The organism is Acidobacteriota bacterium, from assembly GCA_016700075.1.
GTDB lineage: Bacteria > Acidobacteriota > Blastocatellia > Pyrinomonadales > Pyrinomonadaceae > OLB17.
Map to the genome: position 1 here is coordinate 275124 of CP065000.1, position 20342 is coordinate 295465.

At 51.4% G+C, this 20342-nt stretch carries 20 protein-coding genes and 1 tRNA gene; 14 read left to right on the forward strand and 7 right to left on the reverse strand.

Going from position 1 to position 20342, the window contains the following annotated elements:
- Window positions 1-26: 26 nt before the first annotated feature.
- The 7 genes from IPM50_01265 to IPM50_01295 all read left to right on the forward strand — a co-directional run bounded on the left by IPM50_01265 (window position 27) and on the right by IPM50_01295 (window position 7310).
- Entirely contained in the window at window positions 27-1874 is a 1848-nt protein-coding gene (locus IPM50_01265) for an RHS repeat-associated core domain-containing protein (protein QQS33240.1), read from the forward strand.
- A 1-nt stretch (window position 1875) separates the two neighbouring features.
- Window positions 1876-2682 carry a hypothetical protein gene (locus IPM50_01270; GenBank protein ID QQS33241.1) on the forward strand — a complete coding sequence of 269 codons (807 nt, stop codon included), beginning with the start codon at window positions 1876-1878 and terminating at the stop codon, window positions 2680-2682.
- 78 nt (window positions 2683-2760) lie between these two features.
- Entirely contained in the window at window positions 2761-4056 is a 1296-nt protein-coding gene (locus IPM50_01275; GenBank protein QQS33242.1) for an RHS repeat-associated core domain-containing protein, read from the forward strand.
- A complete protein-coding gene (locus IPM50_01280; protein QQS33243.1) occupies window positions 4028-4735 on the forward strand; it encodes a hypothetical protein in 708 nt (235 codons plus the stop codon). Before IPM50_01275 ends, IPM50_01280 begins: the two co-directional genes overlap by 29 nt.
- 73 nt (window positions 4736-4808) lie before the next feature.
- Window positions 4809-6014, forward strand: coding sequence for an RHS repeat-associated core domain-containing protein (locus IPM50_01285; protein ID QQS33244.1), 1206 nt, complete (start codon window positions 4809-4811; stop codon window positions 6012-6014).
- Complete coding sequence (locus tag IPM50_01290) at window positions 6011-6613, forward strand: hypothetical protein (GenBank protein ID QQS33245.1); 603 nt, start codon at window positions 6011-6013, stop codon at window positions 6611-6613. The genes IPM50_01285 and IPM50_01290 overlap by 4 nt, the downstream gene beginning before the upstream one ends.
- A gap of 262 nt (window positions 6614-6875) precedes the next feature.
- The gene (locus IPM50_01295; GenBank protein QQS34433.1) at window positions 6876-7310 is read left to right on the forward strand and encodes an SDR family oxidoreductase; all 435 of its coding nucleotides are present in this window, start codon (window positions 6876-6878) and stop codon (window positions 7308-7310) included.
- 1 nt (window position 7311) lies between these two features.
- Here the strand turns inward: IPM50_01295 and IPM50_01300 are convergent, their stop codons facing one another.
- The 4 genes from IPM50_01300 to IPM50_01315 are packed head-to-tail and all read right to left on the reverse strand — an operon-like array spanning window position 7312 to window position 11572.
- A complete protein-coding gene (locus tag IPM50_01300; protein ID QQS33246.1) occupies window positions 7312-8196 on the reverse strand; it encodes a hypothetical protein in 885 nt (294 codons plus the stop codon).
- A gap of 14 nt (window positions 8197-8210) precedes the next feature.
- A complete protein-coding gene (gene hutH, locus IPM50_01305; GenBank protein QQS33247.1) occupies window positions 8211-9743 on the reverse strand; it encodes a histidine ammonia-lyase in 1533 nt (510 codons plus the stop codon).
- A 28-nt stretch (window positions 9744-9771) separates the two neighbouring features.
- Complete coding sequence (locus IPM50_01310) at window positions 9772-11052, reverse strand: imidazolonepropionase (GenBank protein ID QQS33248.1); 1281 nt, start codon at window positions 11050-11052, stop codon at window positions 9772-9774.
- 28 nt (window positions 11053-11080) lie between these two features.
- Window positions 11081-11572, reverse strand: coding sequence for a hypothetical protein (locus tag IPM50_01315; GenBank protein QQS33249.1), 492 nt, complete (start codon window positions 11570-11572; stop codon window positions 11081-11083).
- A 53-nt stretch (window positions 11573-11625) separates the two neighbouring features.
- Here IPM50_01315 and hutU point away from each other — a divergent pair, with 53 nt between their 5' ends.
- From hutU to rplT, 7 genes are all read left to right on the forward strand, one after another.
- Window positions 11626-13272 (forward strand): urocanate hydratase, encoded by a 1647-nt coding sequence (hutU, locus tag IPM50_01320; GenBank protein QQS33250.1) that lies wholly within the window; start codon window positions 11626-11628, stop codon window positions 13270-13272.
- 85 nt (window positions 13273-13357) lie between these two features.
- Complete coding sequence (locus IPM50_01325; protein ID QQS33251.1) at window positions 13358-14311, forward strand: formimidoylglutamase; 954 nt, start codon at window positions 13358-13360, stop codon at window positions 14309-14311.
- Window positions 14312-14362: 51 nt separating this feature from the next.
- Window positions 14363-14437 (forward strand) — tRNA-Val (locus IPM50_01330).
- Between the two features lie 224 nt (window positions 14438-14661).
- The gene (gene thrS, locus IPM50_01335) at window positions 14662-16632 is read left to right on the forward strand and encodes a threonine--tRNA ligase (GenBank protein ID QQS33252.1); all 1971 of its coding nucleotides are present in this window, start codon (window positions 14662-14664) and stop codon (window positions 16630-16632) included.
- A gap of 27 nt (window positions 16633-16659) precedes the next feature.
- Window positions 16660-17337, forward strand: a complete 678-nt coding sequence (locus IPM50_01340; GenBank protein ID QQS34434.1) for a translation initiation factor IF-3 — start codon at window positions 16660-16662, stop codon at window positions 17335-17337.
- 21 nt (window positions 17338-17358) lie between these two features.
- Window positions 17359-17562, forward strand: coding sequence for a 50S ribosomal protein L35 (gene rpmI, locus IPM50_01345; GenBank protein QQS33253.1), 204 nt, complete (start codon window positions 17359-17361; stop codon window positions 17560-17562).
- A gap of 54 nt (window positions 17563-17616) precedes the next feature.
- The gene (gene rplT, locus IPM50_01350; GenBank protein QQS33254.1) at window positions 17617-17994 is read left to right on the forward strand and encodes a 50S ribosomal protein L20; all 378 of its coding nucleotides are present in this window, start codon (window positions 17617-17619) and stop codon (window positions 17992-17994) included.
- Between the two features lie 32 nt (window positions 17995-18026).
- Here the strand turns inward: rplT and IPM50_01355 are convergent, their stop codons facing one another.
- From IPM50_01355 to IPM50_01365, 3 genes are read right to left on the reverse strand one after another with little or no spacing between them, the layout of a single operon-like run.
- Window positions 18027-19226, reverse strand: coding sequence for a glycine C-acetyltransferase (locus tag IPM50_01355; GenBank protein QQS33255.1), 1200 nt, complete (start codon window positions 19224-19226; stop codon window positions 18027-18029).
- A 5-nt stretch (window positions 19227-19231) separates the two neighbouring features.
- The gene (locus IPM50_01360) at window positions 19232-19564 is read right to left on the reverse strand and encodes a type II toxin-antitoxin system PemK/MazF family toxin (protein QQS33256.1); all 333 of its coding nucleotides are present in this window, start codon (window positions 19562-19564) and stop codon (window positions 19232-19234) included.
- Complete coding sequence (locus IPM50_01365) at window positions 19542-19775, reverse strand: hypothetical protein (protein QQS33257.1); 234 nt, start codon at window positions 19773-19775, stop codon at window positions 19542-19544. The genes IPM50_01360 and IPM50_01365 overlap by 23 nt, the downstream gene beginning before the upstream one ends.
- Between the last annotated feature and the right edge of the window lie 567 nt (window positions 19776-20342).

Here is a 20342-nt window from a genome sequence, read left to right on the forward strand (position 1 = left end):
CTTACACATACAATCTTGCCGGAGCAATGAACGAGCAAACCTACCCATCTGGTCGTGTTGTAAAGAATGTTTTGGATGCCAACGGTGATCTTGAGATCGTCCAGTCAAAGAAGAATTCCGCCGCCGGGTACTGGAACTACGCCGAAAACTTCACCTACAACGGCGCTGGTGCGGTGACCTCGATGCAGTTAGGAAATGGCAAATGGGAATCGACGCAGTTCAACTCAAGACTGCAACCGACGCAGATCGCCCTCGGCTCAACGAACGAAGCGACGAATTTGCTGAAACTCGACTACAGCTACGGCACGACCGCGAACAACGGGAATGTGCTCTCTCAAAAGATCACCGTTAATCGCCCAAGTCAGTCCGATCTCGTGTTCGATCAGCTTTATACTTACGATTCGTTGAATAGAATCACGTCTGCCGAGGAGAAAACGGGGACGACGGTCAACTGGAATCAGACATATACTTTTGACCGGTACGGTAATCGGAATTTTAATGAGAGCCTGACGACGACTTTGCCGAAGGGTTGCGTGGACGGCGGGAATCCTGTGGTGTGTTTAGCCGACCGAAAGGTTTTCAATCCCGAGCTTGATCCTGCAAACAACCGCATGGCAACGGGTCAAGGTTGGGCCTATGACGCCGCCGGCAACGTCACTACCGACGCCGAAGGCCGCACTTTTACCTACGATGGCGAGAACAAACAGATCGAGGTCAAAAACTATTCTAACGCGACCGTTGGTCAATATTTTTTCGACGGCGACGGCAAACGTATCAAGAAAGTAGTGCCTTCGACAGGCGAAACGACAATTTTCATCTACGACGCCGGTGCAAAACTCATCGACGAATACTCAACGATCATCCAACCTGTTCAAGACGCCAAAGTCCAATACCTAACCAACGACCACCTCGGCTCCCCACGCATCAACACCGACCGCGACGGCAACGTAACATCAAGACGCGACTTCCACCCTTTCGGCGAAGAGATCGCCCGCTCCGCCTACGGCTCCGACATCGTCCGCCAGAAATTCACCGGCTATGAACGTGATAGTGAAATAAATCTCGATTACGCCGGGACGAGGTATTACAACTCACAGCATGGACGGTTCACAAGTCCGGATGATTTTCTTAATGACACGCACGTTTCTGACCCAAAGAGTTGGAATCTTTATGTCTATGTTCGTAACAATCCCCTGAATTACATAGACCCGTTTGGCGAGGAAGTTTACAGCACAAACCTCAGTGATGAGGAGAAAAAGAAACTAATTGAGGATTGGCAAAAGAAGACGGGCTACAAAAATGTCTACTTTGACAAAGACAACAAACTGGTAATTGACACTAAGGCGGGCTTTGAAGGCGGTTCGAAATCTGCTCGTCAATTACTTTCTGACGCTGTGAATTCTACGGAGAAGCGATTTAACCTGACTTCTGTCGACGATAAGAAAGTTGCATTTGCAGAGGTTGACGCGGGAACAATCAATTACGACGGTTCTGGTAAAAAGGTCGGACCAACCGTTTTCAAAGTCAGCATAGATTTCAAGGACTTTAATCAATTTCGAGCCAGCGACAAAGACGCGGTAGCGGCTTTTTCTATCGGCATAGCTGTATTCCATGAAGTTGCCCACAAACTTTATACAGAGATTGGCGACAAACCTAACAGCGACACCGATCCTGGGCCTGTGGAAAACACGTACATCAATCCAATTCGCCGTGAGTTAGGCTTGGCAGAACGTATTTATTATTCTGGGAAATCAACACCGGCCGCACTAAAATCGTTTTTCCCCAGCGGCGGAAATCAACTCCTTTTCAGGCTCAACAAGAAGGACAAAATACTTCGCTGGCAGACTGACCAGGTAGGAGGAAAGGTGCAATAAAATGAGTTACACGCAGATAATCAAACCAAGTTTTGCCGTTCTTCTCCTAGTGTGTTTTTTCGCTCTTACGATATTGGGACAGTCGCAAAAAAGTTATCAGGACACGTTAAAATTGTTGTCTGAAATGAATGACGTGAAAAGTAACAACGATAAATTAGCGAAACTGTTCCGAGCGGGCGACGAACGAATAGCGGACTTGCTCAAAGCCCTCGACGATCCCAATCCCGATATAAGCCTTCGCGCTCAAGTTGTCATTCGCTACTTGGGAAACGATGTCGGAGTAAAAGGTTTGTTTGAGTGGTATGACAAGCAAAAACAGTTTCGAGTCGCCGGACCTATTCCCTTGCCGTTAAGTGAGTGGGATTACAAAGTTGTTTATGCACAGTATATAACCGAGCCGCCGGAAAAATGGGTTAAGTCAGAACCTTACATGTATGCCTTAGCACTTGACGATTCGCCAAAAGCCAAAGAAGCGCTGGAAAAGATGATAAGAATCGCGAGCAATCTTGACGAAGCTACCGTTGCTAATCGCGCGGCAAGTCGTATTCAAGCAGATCAGCCTGCAAAAATACTAGCAGGCAAGGAAGACTTGGCGGACTTGATTCGGAGTAATGCGTTTTTCATTTCGTCTGATGACCGGAAATATACTTCAGCTCGTTTCTTAGCATTGAACGGTGCGAAGAACAAAGGGCTTATTGAGGTGTATATAAATCGGGGAAGGTTATCCGAGGGGTGGTATCACGTTGTCGTTCAAAAATGTGAACAGGGCTGGCGGTTCTTTTCTATTACTCCGGTTGCCACCTCGTGAGAACCGCGCGATCTTTTCGATGGCGAATTACTAGGGAAAGTTAGAAAGTAAAAATAGTTAGAAAATACGTCTCTGCACTTGACAGCCTTTTTCGGACGGCAGTTCACCTTCAACGGCGATAACAAGCAGGTCGAGGTCAGGAACAGTGCGAACCAGGTGGTGGGCGAGTACAAATACGATGGGCTCGGGAAGAGGATCAAGAAAGAGACCGCGACCGAGTATGTTGTGCTCGTTTATGACGGTTTGGGCAAGTTGATCGGCGAGTACTCGGCGGATGGGCCGCCGGCCGCCCCGACCGTCAACTACACGGCGACGGACCCGCTCGGCAGTCCGCGGGTTCTGACGAACAAACAGGGCGAGGTTGTTTCGCGGCGAGACTTTATGCCCTTTGGCGAGGAGATCGTAGCGATGGCGGAGACGCACCGGACGCCCGGCGACAAATATGGCCTCGGAGATGGCGTTCGGCAGAAATTCACCGGCTATGAACGTGATAATGAGATAAATCTTGATTTTGCTGAGGCGCGTTACTACAATCCGATGCACGGGCGTTTCACCAGCCCCGATGATTTCTTCAATGACACTCACGTATCCGAGCCTCAAAGTTGGAATCTTTATGCTTATGTGCGAAACAACCCGCTAGTGTTTGTTGATCCTACTGGAATGAGGGCGACCGACTTTATCGATATTGGGACAGGGGATCGGGTGCATATAGACGACGGAAAAGATCAGGTAATTGCAGCACAAAGCGCGGACATCGCACAGTTTCAAAAAGAAATCAACTCTGACAGGGCAGCATACGACGAGCGATTACGAGTTTTTGAGAACTCAGCTAACAACCTTCACATGAATACGGCCCAGTTCAATGATTTGGCCGGAGTCATTTATGCCGAAGCATCTAATAACGCAACGTGGCAAGAGTCGGCGGGCATTCATGGTGTCTTAAGAAACAGAGCTGCCGCTGACGGAAACAGCGTTCTGGATCAGGCCAATGATACATCTCAGGTATTTGGCGCTAACGACAAAGGCAAGATATTCAGTCCAAATGCCTCGCAATCAAAAGTCAACGCTGTTTACAAAGGCATAGCTCTGTCAGTTGTGACGGGTAAAGACATCTCGAACGGCGCTTATTATTGGCACGGCACGGATTTCAGACGGCCTACCGCCGGTTCAAAAGCCCACGAACGCTTTTATAAGACGGGCTTTCAGTTTACTTCTCCTTCCCACAACATTTGGAATCTGCCTGACAAGAAGTCAGGAAGCAGGAAGTACGATTTCAAATACGAATCGACGGGGGCTCAAGGCCAAACAACGTTTATGAAATTAACCCAGGCATGGATGAAAGCAAATGGAGCGACGCGCTGGAATGGAAAATAGGAATAAGGTAATTCGTTTAATGTCGATAATTCTCTCATTTTTTATTCTTTGGGGATGTTCCAGAGGTGAACTGGCCCGCTCGGTTGAACATAGCCAAACGCCTGCCGTTGTCGGAAATGGCGCAACGCCCGAGGTCTTTAGAAATGGCAAAACGACCAATAGCGCTGTAAACGTCCAAAAGCCTGTTCTCATTAAAGGCGGTGAAATCTGCGAAGACTATCTTTTGCAAAAGATTACTAAGGAAAAAGCTGAGGGTAGTCGAATAGCAAAACTAAAAGCCTTCAATACCAATGATGAAACTCTTTCACCCGATCTTAAGAAGTGGCTTGAAACCAGAGACGAAAAGGAACTTGTCGCATCCGAACTACGACACGAAGAAAAAAAAGTTCTGATACTCGGTTCGACTAACACAAAGGCTACCGGTATAGCCTCTAACTTTCAGAACTGGTTCATCCGATTTGATAGCCAGTCAATTGAGTTTCTAAGCCTGTCCGAAAATCCAGAACTCATTTTTTGGGACAAAGACGACTTATTAAATTATTACCTTGTCACATACAACGCTCAGTTTGTAGAAAACAAGGACTGGGATAATCTCACGTTAGATCTGGAAAGGTATCGTATAAACGCAGAAGGCAAATCTCAATTGGTAGCCGAAGAACAAAACGTGAAATGTGAATGATTCTTGCCGAAAAACGACGAATTACTAAGGAAAGTTAGTAATTCAAAAATAGTTAGAAAATACGTCTCTGCACTTGACAGCTTTTTTCGGACGGCAGTTCACCTTCAACGGCGATAACAAGCAGGTCGAGGTCAGGAACAGTGCGAACCAGGTGGTGGGCGAGTACAAATACGATGGGCTCGGGAAGAGGATCAAGAAAGAGACCGCGACCGAGTATGTTGTGCTCGTTTATGACGGTTTGGGCAAGTTGATCGGCGAGTACTCGGCGGATGGGCCGCCGGCCGCCCCGACCGTCAACTACACGGCGACGGACCCGCTCGGCAGTCCGCGGGTTCTGACGAACAAACAGGGCGAGGTTGTTTCGCGGCGAGACTTTATGCCCTTTGGCGAGGAGATCGTAGCGATGGCGGAGACGCACCGGACGCCCGGCGACAAATATGGCCTCGGAGATGGCGTTCGGCAGAAATTCACCGGCTACGAACGCGACGCCGAGACCGATTTGAATTTTGCACAAGCTAGGTACCAAGTGGCGTCTTTGGGTCGGTTTTCGAGCCCCGATCCATTGATCCTGAGTGCCCGCCTTGCATTTCCGCAGACTTGGAATCGCTACATTTATGTACTCAACAACCCGTGTAGTCAATTCGACCCAGAGGGCTTATACCCATCTCCGGCCTTCAATTGTTCCGAAACTGTAACCAGTTGTCTAAACGATGAACAGCGGCGTATTCTCACTGAATCCAAAGTAAAAGTTGGAAAAGAAACGCTTTCGGGCGAGGCACTTTACAACGCACTCACGGAAAAACAGCAAAACGCGTTTGTAAACGTGACCGATAAGCTGGCTTCATATTCAACTAACGATGGAAAATCATTGCTCGCCTCGGTTAAGGCTGTCACCGAATTTCGCAATGATCGGATATTTGCAACGGTCGATAAGAACATTGGATCAAATCTAAACGAGTCCAGTGAATTTTCCCGTGCAAATGCTAGTCAACATGCCCCGTTTGATTCTAGCAGTTTCAAGAGCAACGATTCGACTTTGGGAAACATACAAATTTCTTTGAATAGTTCAGGAACGGGAGCAGATATCGATATCGATATTGGAAATGTAAAATCAGGCGACATTGCGGGACCCGTCATTCATTTTTTTGAAGTCGTCCGCAACAAATTGTTCAAGAAGCAAACTGGTCAGGACACCGTTCGAAGAATATTGATAGCAGATCCGAAAGTTCAGACCGTTACACCAAGCTCAGACCCAAAATTCAATCGGAGGCCTAGATGAATCAAACAAGGGGCATATTTTTGACAACATGTTTTTCAGGCAGTTGGCTCTTTATCTTCTTAATCTGCTCGATTTCATCCTTCGGGCAATCAATTGATTCTCAACCAGAGACCATTGATTGCGGTCTATTTGTTGAAGGTGGATTGGATGCTCCATCAGAAAATCCTGTTTTGTCTGGACGTGTCTTCGCAGTTCCAGATTTGAGATTCTTTATCTCACCATCGGAAAGACGCTCTGCATTTGGTGTCAAGCAGATCAAGGTGTTTTACATATGGGAGTGGTTCAGGTTTCCTTACCCGGACCGTGCAAATGGAGCATGGGACGAAGCGGTTGATATCGTAGAATGTAATTCAATACCTACGAATATGTTTACGATTCCGTCATTTTCGGTGAGGCCGCGAGGTTGGTATTCGGGCAAGTTTGCCAATACGGGTAAAAATTTACCCCGATTTGTTCGAGTCGAAATCAGTTTCGAGATTGATGATTGTGGCACTCAAAGATTGAAATTCAGTCCGAAGGAACTTGATCGATTCGGAAAGTCGAGAGCAAATGTGCAAATTACTTGCGGAGCACCGCCGAAATATACTTTTCAGCGTTGACTAGGTAATCTCGTTTCGACATCGTCATTTGTCGTGGTACAAAAAAGGTATCTGCTCGCCTGAGAATGTGTGTGAACGATGAGAATCCTGTGATGTGTGCGGCGGAGCGGAGTGTTTACAATCCGACGCAAAACGCTACAAACAACAGGATGGCGGCGGGCCAAGGCTGGGCCTACGACGCTGCCGGTAACGTCTCGACCGACCCCGAAGGCCGTACGTTCATTTACGACGCAGAAAACAAACAAACCGAAGTCCGCGACCAATACAACACCGTGATCGGCCAATACCGCTACGACGGCGACGGAAAACGTGTCAAGAAGATCGTCCCCGCAACCGGCGAAGTGACCGTCTTCGTCTACGACGCAAGCGGAAAATCCATCGCCGAGTACTCAACCGTCGTCGAATCAGCCGAAAACGCCAAAGTCGCGTACCTAACCGCCGACCACCTCGGCAGTCCCAGAATCAACACCGACCGCGACGGCAACGTCACATCAAGACGCGACTTCCACCCATTCGGCGAACAGATTTACACCGCCCAACGCACCGCCGCCCTAGACTACGACGCCGACACCCTTCGAAAAGAATTGGTCGAGCTGACGATATCGCCGAGATGGGATTATTTCTGTTGACGGAAAGGTCTTCGTGGATCACCGGGCAGATAATTCACGTGGATGGCGGGATAGGCGATCTGCGATAGATCAAATATCCGGAACCCAGAATGTGCGGCCGCTGTTGACGATTTTCTTTAGTCCGAGGGCTGGCAGTTCTTCTTCAGACACACCGATGTACGTGAAATGCGGCAGGTCGGACACGACGGTTTGGAACCAGCCGTGTTCGTTGAGGATCGCTCTGACGCGAGGGTTGTTGAATTCTGCGACGTCGAAAGCAAGCATCGCAAGATGCTGCGAAGTCCCCGGCGGCGCGACCGAATAGATGATGGATTTGTCGAGCGACTTAGCGAAATACAATCCTTTTGATTCCAGGCCGAGGATGACGGGCACTTGTTCGAACGCGGTCATCGCACGGATCGCGTCGGCTTCCTGCTTCGTCAACTTCCCTCTCGCCTGCCAGTGTGCGAGGCCCGGACCAACGCGGCTGCCCCATAATGTAACGGTCTGGTTGTAACCGCGACGCGCCGAATCGCTTCCGCGTGGAGTAATGGAGAGTTTCTGTGCACGAGCTTTGTTTGCCGCGGCGACCAGAGCGTCCAATGCCGCAGGCTGGAGCGTGACATTCGCCGAACCAAATCGAGCCGACTTCGAGCCTGCCCTACGCTGAAAGGCAAGTACGTCCTCTTCGTCCATGAATACGACCTTGTGCGGCGGTGTAGCACCGCCTCGAGCTACAAATACCGCACCGTATTCGCGCAGCAGGAGTTTTCCTGCATCATCGACAGGCATTTCGAAATCGGACGCGAGGTTCTGAAAAAAGGGTTGCTTCTGCTGCTGCATCTGCTCCTCGGAACGGCTCAACTCATTTGGTGCGGCCTTGGTATTGTTAGAAGCGATCTCGCTCGACACACAACCTACAGCCAAAACCACGGCGACGAATAGAGCTATGGTCACGTATCTACTCTTTAACATAATACATTTTCCTACTAGCATATCGTCCGGGACACCACCAGTGAGACCGCAGAATCGATGTGCGGTTTCATAATCTGATCGCATTCAACAAATGGAACAACTTCACGAAGAGCCTGATAGATCGATGCGGTTCCCGCGCCAAGTCTCAATTCTGAACCCAAAGCCCTCCGTCTGAGATCGATCCCCTGACCCGCGCACAGAAGCTCCAATCCGAGGATCGTCGAAAAATTATCGGCTACCTGTCTGAGTTTCAGTGCGGCGGTGGCTCCCATTGAGACGTGGTCCTCTACATTTGCAGACGTCGGTATCGTATCAACACTGGCCGGATGTGCGAGAATCTTGTTTTCCGTGCAAAGTGCGGCCGCCGTGTACTGAACGATCATGAACCCGGAATTCAGTCCGCCATTCTCGGTCAAAAATGCAGGCAAGACGTGTGAATTCGACGCCTCGTCGGTTAGACGCATTATCCTGCGTTCTGAGATGTTTCCAAGTTCTGAAAGAGCGATCGCAAGATAGTCGAAACACAGGGCAAGCGGTTCGCCGTGAAAGTTTCCCCCGCTTACAACATCAATATTCCCTTCTTCGTCAGTAAAGATGAGCGGGTTATCAGTGACCGCGTTCAGTTCGAGCTTGAGTAGCCATTCGGCGTAAAGAATGGCATCGCGGCATGCGCCGTGAACCTGCGGCATGCACCTCAACGTATATGCGTCCTGCACGTTCGCGGGGTCAAATCCTCGTACGAATTCGCTGTCCTTCAGGATATTGCGGAGGTTCTCGGCACATTCGATCTGTCTCGGATGCGGCCTCAGTGAATGGATGCGCTCATCAAAAGCCATCACTGTGCCGTTAAGCGCCTCCAAACTGAGACAGCCGGTAATGTCGGCGAGTTCCGCCAATTTGCGGGCCTTTGCGGTTTCAAGGATGCCGACCGCGGTCATCACAGTTGTTCCGTTCGTTAGTGCTAGCCCTTCTTTTGCTTTCAACACCACGGATTCGAGTCCCGCTCGATCAAGAGCATCGGCGCCTGAAGAAATCTCTCCATCGAATTCAGCCTCTCCCTCACCGATCAGCACGCATGCGAAATGTGCTAACGGTGCCAGGTCGCCGCTTGCACCAAGGCTGCCCTTTTGGGGAATGACCGGATGAACCCCACGGTTCAGCAGCATGAGAATAAGTTCAAGCGTTTCGACACGAATCCCGGAGTGGCCGCGTGCGAGTGTGTTCGCCCGTATAAGCATGATCGCACGTACCGTCGGCGAGTCGAAAGGGTCTCCTACGCCGACCGAATGGCTGAGGACGATGTTGCGCTGCAGCTGTTCGACCTGGTCTCGACCGATCGTTTTATCCTTGAATGCCCCAAAACCGGTAGTAATTCCGTACGCAATCTCGCCGCGCTCCAACAGTTGGTCAACTGCCGTTGCACAGCGGGCGACCTTTGCGCGGGCATGCTCTGAAAGGACCACACGCGGTTCGCCGGGCCTGCCGTATGCGACGGCTGTAACTTGTTCGAACGTAAGGCTCTCGCCGTCTATTACAATTTCTTTCATCGCGGCCAAACAACTTCAGTGGCTAGTTCTAAGTGGTAAGTGACAAGTGCTCGCCAGTCTTTATGATAGTCATTTTGGGCAGAATACCGAATTCGTAGCTCATTTGGCGATAGTCGGACGCGTCAACCAGCACCAGATCCGCCTGCTTGCCGACCTCGATCGATCCATGCCCTTCACCGAGTCCGATGGCGAACGCGGCGTTTATTGTTGCAGCATTCATGGCCTCGGCGGGCAGGAGTTTTTGATAACGACAGGCGATCGCCATCGCCATCGGCAGCGAAGGACACGGCGCGGAGCCCGGATTATAGTCCGTAGAAATAGCAACAGCACAGCCGGCGTCGATAAGCCTCCTTGCGTCTGCAAATCTAATTTTACCAGAATTGAAATTCTCGGTTGGGATCACGATCCCCAAAGTGTCACTCCTGCTCAACGCATCGATCTCAATTTCTGAGATAACATCAAGATGGTCTATTGATGCCGCATTCATTTCCACTGCCAAACCGGAACCACCAAGGTTTGTGAACTGATCCACGTGCGCTTTGATGCCAAAGCCGATCTCACGGGCAGTCGTGAAAAGCCGACTCATGTGGGCGAGGTCAAATGAGTTTCGTTCCGTGAATATATCGCAATAAAATCGCCGGCCGAGCCCGGAAAAATGCGAATTCTCATACCATTTCCAGGCGAGCGGCATCATTTCTTCGCAGACGAGGTCGATATACTCGCCTGCACGGTCTTTGAATTCCGGCGGCACGGTGTGTGCGGCCAGAAACGTCGGTACGATGTCGATCGTGTGCGAGCTGTCCAATATTTCGATTATCGCGAGCATTTTCAGCTCCGTTTCGGTGTCCAGCCCGTAGCCCGTCTTTATCTCGCACGCGGTCGTGCCGCACGCAAGCATCTTGTCGAGGCGTTCGAGGCCGAGTTCGACCAACTCCTCGATCGTAGCGGCACGCGTGTTCTTTACCGTAGATACTATACCGCCGCCTGCCGCTAGAATATCGAGGTATTCGGCTCCTTTGATCTTCAATTCAAACTCATTCAGTCGATCACCGGCATAGACGATGTGGGTGTGCGGGTCCACAAAGCCCGGAAGCACCACTTTCCCACGTGCATCTATGATCTCGTCGGCCGCGAAACTGTTGAGAATTTCCTTTGTGTTACCGACTCCAACGAATTTTCCATCCAATACGGCCACCGCGCCGTCTTCAATGATCCCGACATCCTGCATCGCTGCCCCCCGTTTGGGCAAGCTGCCGGATGCACAGGTAACAAGCTGTGCGGCGCTATGGATTATCAGATCGCAGTTCATTTAGAGCGTGGCGAAGGAATTCAGCGGCTTAAAGCGGGTTCTTTGCGATCTTTTCGTAGATCTCGTTCAGCATCATTATCCCCGCGTTTCCGAAATATTTATGATAAACGGCGACCATCTCGCCTTTTACGATGACGGGATCGGTCTCGGTCAGTTTTTTTGCCTCTTCGATGCTGTCAAGGGCGAAAACGAAGAGTCCCCGCATGCCATCGACGCCATCCAGCGGTCCCGCGAGGACGAGTTTTCCTTCGGCTGCGAGACGTTTCATATTCGCCATATGGCCTGCAAACATCTCATTGCGTTCCTTGCCGGCCGGAACGGGCTTGCTGCTGCTTTTTAGCAGCACGAGAATGTAACTACGCATGCCCAGATCGTCTGCGCCGAGTTTGCGGGCGAGTTCGGCGTCATATTTTGGGTTGACCGGAGGCTTTGGCTGCCCTTCAACGACCTGCGAGAAGGCGGAGCTCGCCATTACGAGAATTCCGACGGCATATAGGATAGAATATTTTCGAATCGACATACTTTTTCGTCCTGTTTTTGTTTATAACTTAGCGTTTAGAAAATACCACATCTATGAAGCGAACCGTTACAGCACCGCGCGGAACCGAACTTACCTGCAAAAACTGGCTTATCGAGGCCGCGTATCGAATGATTCAGAACAATCTCGACGCCGAGGTCGCGTTTGATCCCGAAAATCTTATCGTTTACGGCGGCCGCGGCAAGGCTGCACGCAACTGGGAGAGCTACGACGCGATCCTCGAAAGCTTGCGAAACCTCAACGAGGACGAAACGCTGCTCGTGCAATCCGGCAAGCCCGTCGGCGTGTTCCGCAGCCACACGGACGCACCGCGCGTTTTGCTGGCGAATTCGAATATCGTTCCGCATTGGGCGACGCAGGAGCAGTTTGACCGATACGAACGCGACGGGCTGATGATGTATGGGCAAATGACGGCGGGATCATGGATCTACATCGGCACGCAGGGGATCTTGCAGGGCACGTACGAAACTTTCGGTTCGCTGGCACGGCAGCACGGCTGGGGCGACCTCGCGGGCAAGCTGGTTTTGACGGCGGGACTTGGCGAAATGGGCGGCGCGCAGGCGCAGGCGATCACATTCAACGGCGGCGTCGGGATCCTCGTCGATGTCGATCCGTGGCGTATCGAGCGGAGGCTGCAGCTCAAGCAATTGGACGTCTCATTGGACAATATCGACGAAGCAGTGACGTTGGCGCGTGCGGCGATGGAAGCGAAAGAGCCTCGGTCGATCGGCCTGCTGGGAAATGCGGCCGAAATCCATTGGCAACTTCTCGAACGTGGGGTTTTGCCCGACGTTGTGACGGATCAGACGTCCGCTCACGACGTTTTGATGGGCTACATTCCTGCAGGTTACAGCGTTGAAGAGGCCGCGGCGTTTCGCAAAAGCGATCAGACGGGCTACGAACAGGCCGCGATGGATTCGATGTCGCGGCACGTCGAGGCAATGCTCGAGTTTCAACGCCGCGGCTCGATCGTATTCGATTACGGCAACAATCTCCGCCAGCGTGCTCTCGATAACGGCGTCGCGAACGCCTTCGACTATCCGGGGTTTGTGCCGGCGTACATACGGCCGCTGTTTTGCGAGGGCAAGGGCCCTTTCCGCTGGGTCGCGCTGTCGGGAGAACGCGAAGATATTTACCGCACCGACGAGGCGATAATGAACCTTTTCCCCGAGGACGATCATCTCGCACGTTGGCTTACGATGGCGCAGGAAAAGGTCGAATTCCAGGGCTTGCCTGCACGTATCTGCTGGCTCGGTTACGGAGCACGTGCCAAAGCGGGGCTGAAACTCAACGATTTGGTCGCCCGCGGCGAGCTAAAAGCACCGATCGTCATCGGCCGCGATCATTTGGACTGCGGTTCGGTCGCCTCGCCAAACCGCGAGACGGAAGCGATGCTCGACGGCAGCGACGCCATCGCCGATTGGGTCTATCTGAACGCCATGATAAACGTCGCAGGCGGTGCAACGTGGGTTTCACTGCATCACGGCGGCGGCGTCGGTATCGGTTTTTCGCTTCACGCCGGCCAGGTCATCGTCGCCGACGGCACACCCGAAGCCGCACGCCGCATCGAACGCGTTCTGACAACCGATCCCGGAATGGGCGTGATTCGCCACGCGGATGCGGGATATGCCGAGGCCGTCGAGTTCGCTAAGCGTACAGGCGTTGTGATACCGATGGCATAGTTATTTTAGAAAGATACCTGAATGTTCGTAACAGAGCTTACGCCGCATTGACAGAAAAGACGATTCGGAAAATACTATTCGCAAAATGCACGAGATATTCGACCTCACAAAACGCCCTAACGAGGAGGTGTTTTATCGCAGCCCGTTAGAAGACGATCCGCGGCTCGGCGGAAAAGTGAATTTTCGGACCGAGGGCTACGATGCCGGCGAAATTGTCATCGTCGGCTGTCCTCAGGATGAAGGAATTGTCAGAGAAGGAGGGCGAGCTGGATCTGCCTTGGCCCCGGATGCTATCAGAAGGCAGTTTTACCGGCTGACGACTTTTGGCATCGATCGGCATATTTTCGACCTCGGCGATGTGATAATCGGCCCCACTCTCGAATATACCCACGAACGTCTTCGCGAAGTAGCCTCAGCCGTTTTACGTGACGGCAAACGCCTGATCGTGCTCGGCGGCGGTGGTGATATTTCATATGCGGACGGTTCCGCAATGGCCGAAACCTATGGGAACGACAATTGGATCGCGGTAAATATTGACGGCCATTTGGACGTCAGAACTTCTAAAGAGCGAACAGCCGAAACCCAATTCAGAAACTTGTTGGACGAAAAGAAACTGCGTCCCGACTATTTTTACGAGGCCGGATACCAAACACACCACACATCGCCGGTCCATTATGAATACATACGCGGGCTCGGTGTTAACCGCATCAGTCTCGAACAACTCCGTTCGCGTGCCGAGGCGGATATGGAACTAAAAGAGCAGATCCGGCGGAAATTGGTCCATCACAGCAGTTCGCTGAATGTTTTCTTCAGCTTTGATATGGATGCGGTTCGTTCTGCCGACGCTCCGGGAGTATCGACACCTTCGCCTTTAGGCCTCAGGGCGGGCGAATTCATTCAACTTGTAAAATTTGCGGGCTCGCTTTCTAACACGAAGATAGTTGAGTTTACTGATGTGTCGCCCGAATACGACTTTGACGACTGCACTACAAAGCTCGTCGCCATAGGGATGCACCGCATCTGCTCGGCGAGGGCTTGACACCACTTTTCCCGTTTGGCATTCTTTAGGTTCGCTTTTTAAGCGATCTGTAGGCACTTAGCTCAGTGGTAGAGCACTACCTTGACACGGTAGGGGTCAGCAGTTCAACTCTGCTAGTGCCTACCATTCATTCGTTGACAAGGGTCGGCTCGTTGGCCGGCTACAATTTTCGGTAAGAGCTTTCGAAGAACTTTGTACTTTGGAAACTACTACGACCCGCTGCTGTTTGCGGGACAGTTCAGAGCCACGCGTCCGATGACGCAACTCCGAACAATGCAAAGTCGCTTTTATCGGATCAGATCTTTTTTGTAGTAGGAAGTTGCCGGCTGACCTGGTCTACCGGCAATGATATGCGCGAGATAAATATTCAATTTGGTGACCGTCAGGCCGCGATACCTGCGCCTGCGACCGTTGCGGATGCATTAAAGGCACTCGACCGCGACCTGCTGAAACGCGCTCTTGCCGCGAAGGTCAACGGCGAGGAAATGGACCTAAACCGGGAGCTCTCCGCTACTGACGAGGTATTGTCAATAGAGCCGATGACGGCTGATTCCCGTGACGGCCTTGAGGTGATCCGTCATTCGACAGCTCATTTGCTCGCCGCAGCAGTTCTCGACATTTTCCCAGGCACAAAGCTAGGCGTCGGTCCGGCGTTGATGGAAGACCCCCGCTATGGTTTCTTCTATGATGTTATCGCTCCCCGGACGCTGACCGAGGAAGATCTTCCGGTAATTGAAAAACGCATGCGGGAAATGGCGAAACGAAATCTTCCCTATCGCCGTGAGGACGTCGGAAAGGCAAAGATACTCGACATATTCAGCGAACGTGAAGAGCCTCTCAAATGCGAACTCATCGACGAAAAGGTAGATAGTACGGCCAGCATCTACTACATCGACAACTCCCCTTTTATCGATTTTTGCCTGGGCCCGCACGTGCCGCACACAGGCAAGCTCAAGGCTTTCAAACTTCTTGCGATCTCAGGTGCTTATTGGAAGGGCGATGCCGAACGCGAGCAGATGCAGCGTATTTACGGGACCGCATTCGCTACGCAGGAAGAATTGGACGCTTGGGTCAAACAGCGTGAAGAGGCCGAAAAGCGGGATCACCGACGTCTGGGCAAAGACCTCGATCTTTTTTCGATCCAGGACGAGTACGGGCAGGGCCTGATCTTTTTCCATCCAAAGGGCGGCATCATACGCAAAGAGATGGAGGACTATCTCCGCGATGAACTTGTGAAACGCGGCTACGGGATGGTCTTTACGCCGCACATTGCCAAGCGGCAACTCTGGCAGACGTCAGGTCACGAGGAAAACTACTCCGACAATCTTTTCGAGCCGATCGGCCTGCCGGAATGGTTCGGTGAAGAGACGGAATTTCGTCTAAAGCCGATGAACTGCCCGTTTCACATCGGCATTTACAAATCTAATAAGCGTTCATATCGAGAACTGCCGCTGCGGTACGCCGAGCTTGGAACGGTTTACAGGGCAGAGCTTTCGGGAACGCTGCACGGGCTCATGCGTGTACGCGGCTTTACGCAGGACGATGCGCACATTTTCTGCATGCCGTCGCAGATCGTGGACGAGATCGGCCTGTGCGTCGATTTTGCGTACGACGTTTTTAAAACATTCGGTTTCCAGAATTTCAAGGTGGAGCTCTCTGTGCGGGGCGGAGCGGACAATAAAGGCTATCTTGGCTCTGACCAGGACTGGATCGATGCCGAAGAGGCGTTGGTAAAAGCTCTCAACGAACGAGAGATTCCATATGAACGCATCGAAGGCGAGGCTGCCTTTTACGGGCCGAAGATCGATATAAAGGTCGAGGATTCGATAGGGCGCCTTTGGCAGCTGACCACTGTTCAGTTCGATTTCAATCTTCCCGAACGTTTTGAGCTGGAGTACATCGGCGATGACAATCAGCCGCACCGGCCGGTCATGGTTCACCGTGCTCTTTTCGGTTCTGTCGAGAGGTTCTTCGGCGTTCTAGTCGAACATTTCGCAGGGGCATTTCCGCTTTGGCTTGCTCCCGTTCAGGTTGCGGTCCTGCCGATAACCGATCGTATAAACGACTATGCGGAAAGGGTGGCAGATTCGCTTTCAAAGGCCGGTTTTCGTGTTGACAACAACACTCGCTCAGATAAGATCGGTGCTAAAATACGAGATGCCCAAATGCAGAAGGTGCCTTACATGCTGATCCTGGGCGATCAGGAACTTGAGGCAGGAAATGTCGCTGTAAGACATCGACGCGACGGCGACATCGGCACGATGTCTTTGTCAGAATTTGCGGCTAAGGTAGAAGACGAACGGAAATCCCGTTCATTATAATTGAAGGAAATGAGCTAGGAGGCATATATCGCAAGACGATTTGGTAACAGATTCAAGCCGCGGTTTCGTGAACCGCAGCACCGTACGAACGAACGCATCCGCGTTCCTTCGGTAAGGGTGGTTTTGGAAGACGGCGGGACGCTCGGGGTCATGGATACCCGAGACGCTATTGCAGAGGCGCGAAACAGAGGATTCGACCTGGTCGAGATCGCTCCGAACGCCAGCCCGCCTGTGTGCAAGATCATCGACTACGGCAAGTTTCTTTACGAACAAAAAAAGCGGGCCCACGAGGCAAAGAAGAAACAGGTCACGGTTCAGGTAAAGGAAATAAAATTCAGGCCGGGCACCGATGATCACGATTACGAATACCGCCGTGAAAATGCGCGTAAATGGCTTGAAGGCGGTGACAAAGTAAGGGCGGCCATCGCATTCCGTGGCCGTGAAATGTCTCATAGAGAGCTTGGAGCGAAGATCCTTCAACGGCTCACGGAAGAGCTGACCGAGGTCGGCGAAGTAGAGGTAGCACCCAAAATGGAGGGCTATCAGATGTTCACCATCTTCGCCCCTAAGAAGACGAAATCGCTCGCTTCAAAACATTCATCGGTAGCACCTGACAAACCGGAGAAGGCTGCTAAGCAAAAGGCCGATAAGCCAAGGAAGGGATCGGAGGAAGCAACACCGGCCGACGATGACGAGATATTTTAGAAGTTTAATTAGGAGAGAGTTATGCCAAAACTAAAGACACACAAAGGCGCCGCAAAGCGTTTTCGCTCGACAGCAACGGGCAAATTCAAACGCGGTCATTCGCATGCGCGGCACATTTTGACCAAGAAAACGAACAAGCGCAAACGCAATTTGGACATCGATACGATCGTGTCAGAAGGCGATCAGAAGCGCGTAGAGAAAATGCTGCCGTACGGCCGCGACTAACTAAGAGAATTTTAGACTTGCATTCTGCATTGTGCATTATGCATTGGAGGAATTATGCCCAGAGCAAAACGTGGTAATAAGCGCACCGAGAAGCGCAGAAAAATATTGTCCCTCGCGAAAGGATATCGCGGGACCAAATCGAAACTTTATCGTTCGGCCAAGGAATCCGTCGAACGGGCGCTGAATTTCGCCTATACGGGCCGAAAGCTGAAAAAGCGTGATTTCCGCAAATTGTGGATCGTCCGCATCAATGCGGCCTGCCGTTTGAACGACATGAAATATTCGCAGTTCATGCACGGCCTCAGCCTTGCGGGAATTGAATTGGACCGAAAATCCCTCGCAGATATCGCCGTCAAACAGCCGGAAACATTTGCGGCTCTCGCGACACAAGCGAAAGACGCTGTGAACAACAAAGCCCAGGCGGCTGCCTAGACTCAGATCAACATTAATTTGGCATGTCGGTTTTAGGCCGACATGCCTTTTTCTATTCCCAATTCTTTTTTAGCTTCCGCAAACTTCTCGACTGCAAAATCGAGGTCCTCCTTCGAATGGGCGGCAGATACCTGCGTCCTGATGCGAGCTTTGCCTTTCGGCACCACCGGGAATGAGAACGGGATCACATAGACGCCCTTTTCGAGAAGCCTTTCTGCCATCTTTACTGCGGGTTCTGCTTCGCCGAACATCACAGGTACGATCGGGTGTTCGCCCGGCAAAACGTCGAGTCCAACAGCCTGGATCTTTTCACGAAAATACCTTGTGTTGTCCATCAGCTTTTCCCGGAGATCCGTCGATGCCGATAGCATATCTATCGCGGCGATCGAGGCGGCGACGATCGGCGGGGCGACGGAGTTTGAGAACAGATATGGCCGCGAACGCTGACGCAGCAATTCAACGATCTCCTTTTTGCCGCTGGTATAACCGCCCGAAGCCCCGCCCAGAGCCTTGCCCAACGTTCCGGTTATGATATCGACGCGATCCATTACGTTGTGATGTTCGTGAACGCCGCGGCCGGTCTTGCCCATGAAGCCAACGGCGTGCGAATCGTCCACCATCACCAACGCGTCGTGCTTCTCCGCTAGGTCGCATATCTCATCGAGCTTCGCGATGTAACCGTCCATGGAGAAAACACCGTCGGTCGCGATCATCTTGAACCGTGCGGAGCTTGCTTCTTCGAGTTTGGCTTCGAGGTCGGCCATGTCGCTGTTCCTGTAACGAAACCGCTGTGCCTTGCAGAGCCTGATGCCGTCGATGATGCTCGCGTGGTTGAGTTCATCGGAGATAATGGCGTCCTCATCGGTCAAGAGCGTCTCGAACAGGCCGCCGTTCGCGTCGAAACAGCTCGTGTAAAGAATCGTGTCCTCGGTGCCGAGGAATTCGCTGATCTTGCGCTCAAGCTCTTTATGGATCGCCTGCGTTCCGCAGATAAATCGCACCGACGACAGGCCGTAGCCCCATTCGTCGAGCGACTTTCTTGCCGCATCAACTATCGCCGGATGATCGCTCAGGCCCAGGTAATTATTCGCGCACATGTTCAGGACCTCACGCCCATTCACATCAATATGCGCATCCTGCGGCCCGTCGATCACACGCTCATTCTTATAAAGCCCCGCCTTGCGGATGCCGTCGATCGTGCTCTGTAGATGTTCTTTGAAATTTCCGTACATAAGAATTAGTTGAAACCGAGCCAGCTCCTTAACGAAAGCTCAATCTGATCCGAGTCTTGAATTGAAAGTGCCCCAACTCGCTTCAGGATAAGTGATTCTTTTAAGGTATAAATGCCACGCTTCGCTGACGTTTCTACGTTTAGCCCTGCGGCCTTCCAGTCGGTAAGCACAAACTCACCGGGCAGCAACCTGTTAGTTTTGCTTGTGAGCGGGACAAAGAATATGTCGGTTGAAATATGCGAAGCGTTGACGACAACGGCAGGTCTTACTTTGGAACCTGAAAGATCTGAGAAAGGAAACTTTACGAGAACGACATCAAACTTTGAGTAGTTCGGCATAAACGTCGTCCTCTTCGTTGTCCCAAATTTCTTCTAGAGTTTCCGAACTTCCGGTTAACCAAAGATCGTTATCATCCGATCCCGAACTAATAGAATCTATCGGTTCTTCATCAAGTATCGTGACCAAAGCACGACGATCTTTTGGAAGCTTTACGTCACCCAAAAGCCGAACCGCCCCGTTCTTATCAATTATTGCCTCAACAGTTTGCATAACAAAGCTACTTTATCACGAACCCAGTGTCTGCGGGCCGTCGATCACACGCTCATTCCTATAAAGCCCCGCCTCACGGATCCCATTGATCGTGCTCTGCAGATATTCCTTGAAATTTGAATACATATGTTGTTTTCTCTTTGCCTCGGTGTTCACGACCTAGGCGAAGTTAATTGAGGTGCAGCCGAGCTTTGAGGCGAAACCACCAATTACGCAATCGCTTTTTATTCTCGACCGCCACTTCAGAGGATGCTTGCATACTCGAATTACAATCTGAGGTAACGAAGCCGTTCTTATCGACATAGAAGAGATAGTCTTCACCTTTTTCAAAAGTAAATGCACTGCAAGGACCAGTCCTACTAGTCCAAACAGACATCTCTTTTTCAGCAGACCCCTTCCAAGTTTTCGACAGTCTTAAAGTTAAGGGAATTCTTAGCCATCCTTGTTGGTTTCGTTGTTCGGCTCCTACCGTTAGGACTTGGCCTTCGACAATTTTCTTCGCTCCTCTAAATTGCTTTGACGGCGAATCGAGGCACGTACAGGCTTGAGCGACCGAGGCGAACAGGA

What these genes read in the sequence shown, in the direction of transcription:
- IPM50_01265 (QQS33240.1), top strand. Translation starts at nt 27, where the DNA reads ATGAACGAGCAAACCTACCCATCTGGTCGTGTTGTAAAGAATGTTTTG.
- IPM50_01270 (QQS33241.1), top strand. Translation starts at nt 1,876, where the DNA reads ATGAGTTACACGCAGATAATCAAACCAAGTTTTGCCGTTCTTCTCCTA.
- IPM50_01280 (QQS33243.1), top strand. Translation starts at nt 4,028, where the DNA reads ATGGAGCGACGCGCTGGAATGGAAAATAGGAATAAGGTAATTCGTTTA.
- IPM50_01290 (QQS33245.1), top strand. Translation starts at nt 6,011, where the DNA reads ATGAATCAAACAAGGGGCATATTTTTGACAACATGTTTTTCAGGCAGT.
- IPM50_01300 (QQS33246.1), bottom strand. Translation starts at nt 8,196, where the DNA reads ATGTTAAAGAGTAGATACGTGACCATAGCTCTATTCGTCGCCGTGGTT.
- hutH (QQS33247.1), bottom strand. Translation starts at nt 9,743, where the DNA reads ATGAAAGAAATTGTAATAGACGGCGAGAGCCTTACGTTCGAACAAGTT.
- IPM50_01310 (QQS33248.1), bottom strand. Translation starts at nt 11,052, where the DNA reads ATGAACTGCGATCTGATAATCCATAGCGCCGCACAGCTTGTTACCTGT.
- IPM50_01315 (QQS33249.1), bottom strand. Translation starts at nt 11,572, where the DNA reads ATGTCGATTCGAAAATATTCTATCCTATATGCCGTCGGAATTCTCGTA.
- hutU (QQS33250.1), top strand. Translation starts at nt 11,626, where the DNA reads ATGAAGCGAACCGTTACAGCACCGCGCGGAACCGAACTTACCTGCAAA.
- IPM50_01325 (QQS33251.1), top strand. Translation starts at nt 13,358, where the DNA reads ATGCACGAGATATTCGACCTCACAAAACGCCCTAACGAGGAGGTGTTT.
- thrS (QQS33252.1), top strand. Translation starts at nt 14,662, where the DNA reads ATGCGCGAGATAAATATTCAATTTGGTGACCGTCAGGCCGCGATACCT.
- rpmI (QQS33253.1), top strand. Translation starts at nt 17,359, where the DNA reads ATGCCAAAACTAAAGACACACAAAGGCGCCGCAAAGCGTTTTCGCTCG.
- rplT (QQS33254.1), top strand. Translation starts at nt 17,617, where the DNA reads ATGCCCAGAGCAAAACGTGGTAATAAGCGCACCGAGAAGCGCAGAAAA.
- IPM50_01355 (QQS33255.1), bottom strand. Translation starts at nt 19,226, where the DNA reads ATGTACGGAAATTTCAAAGAACATCTACAGAGCACGATCGACGGCATC.
- IPM50_01360 (QQS33256.1), bottom strand. Translation starts at nt 19,564, where the DNA reads ATGCCGAACTACTCAAAGTTTGATGTCGTTCTCGTAAAGTTTCCTTTC.
- IPM50_01365 (QQS33257.1), bottom strand. Translation starts at nt 19,775, where the DNA reads ATGCAAACTGTTGAGGCAATAATTGATAAGAACGGGGCGGTTCGGCTT.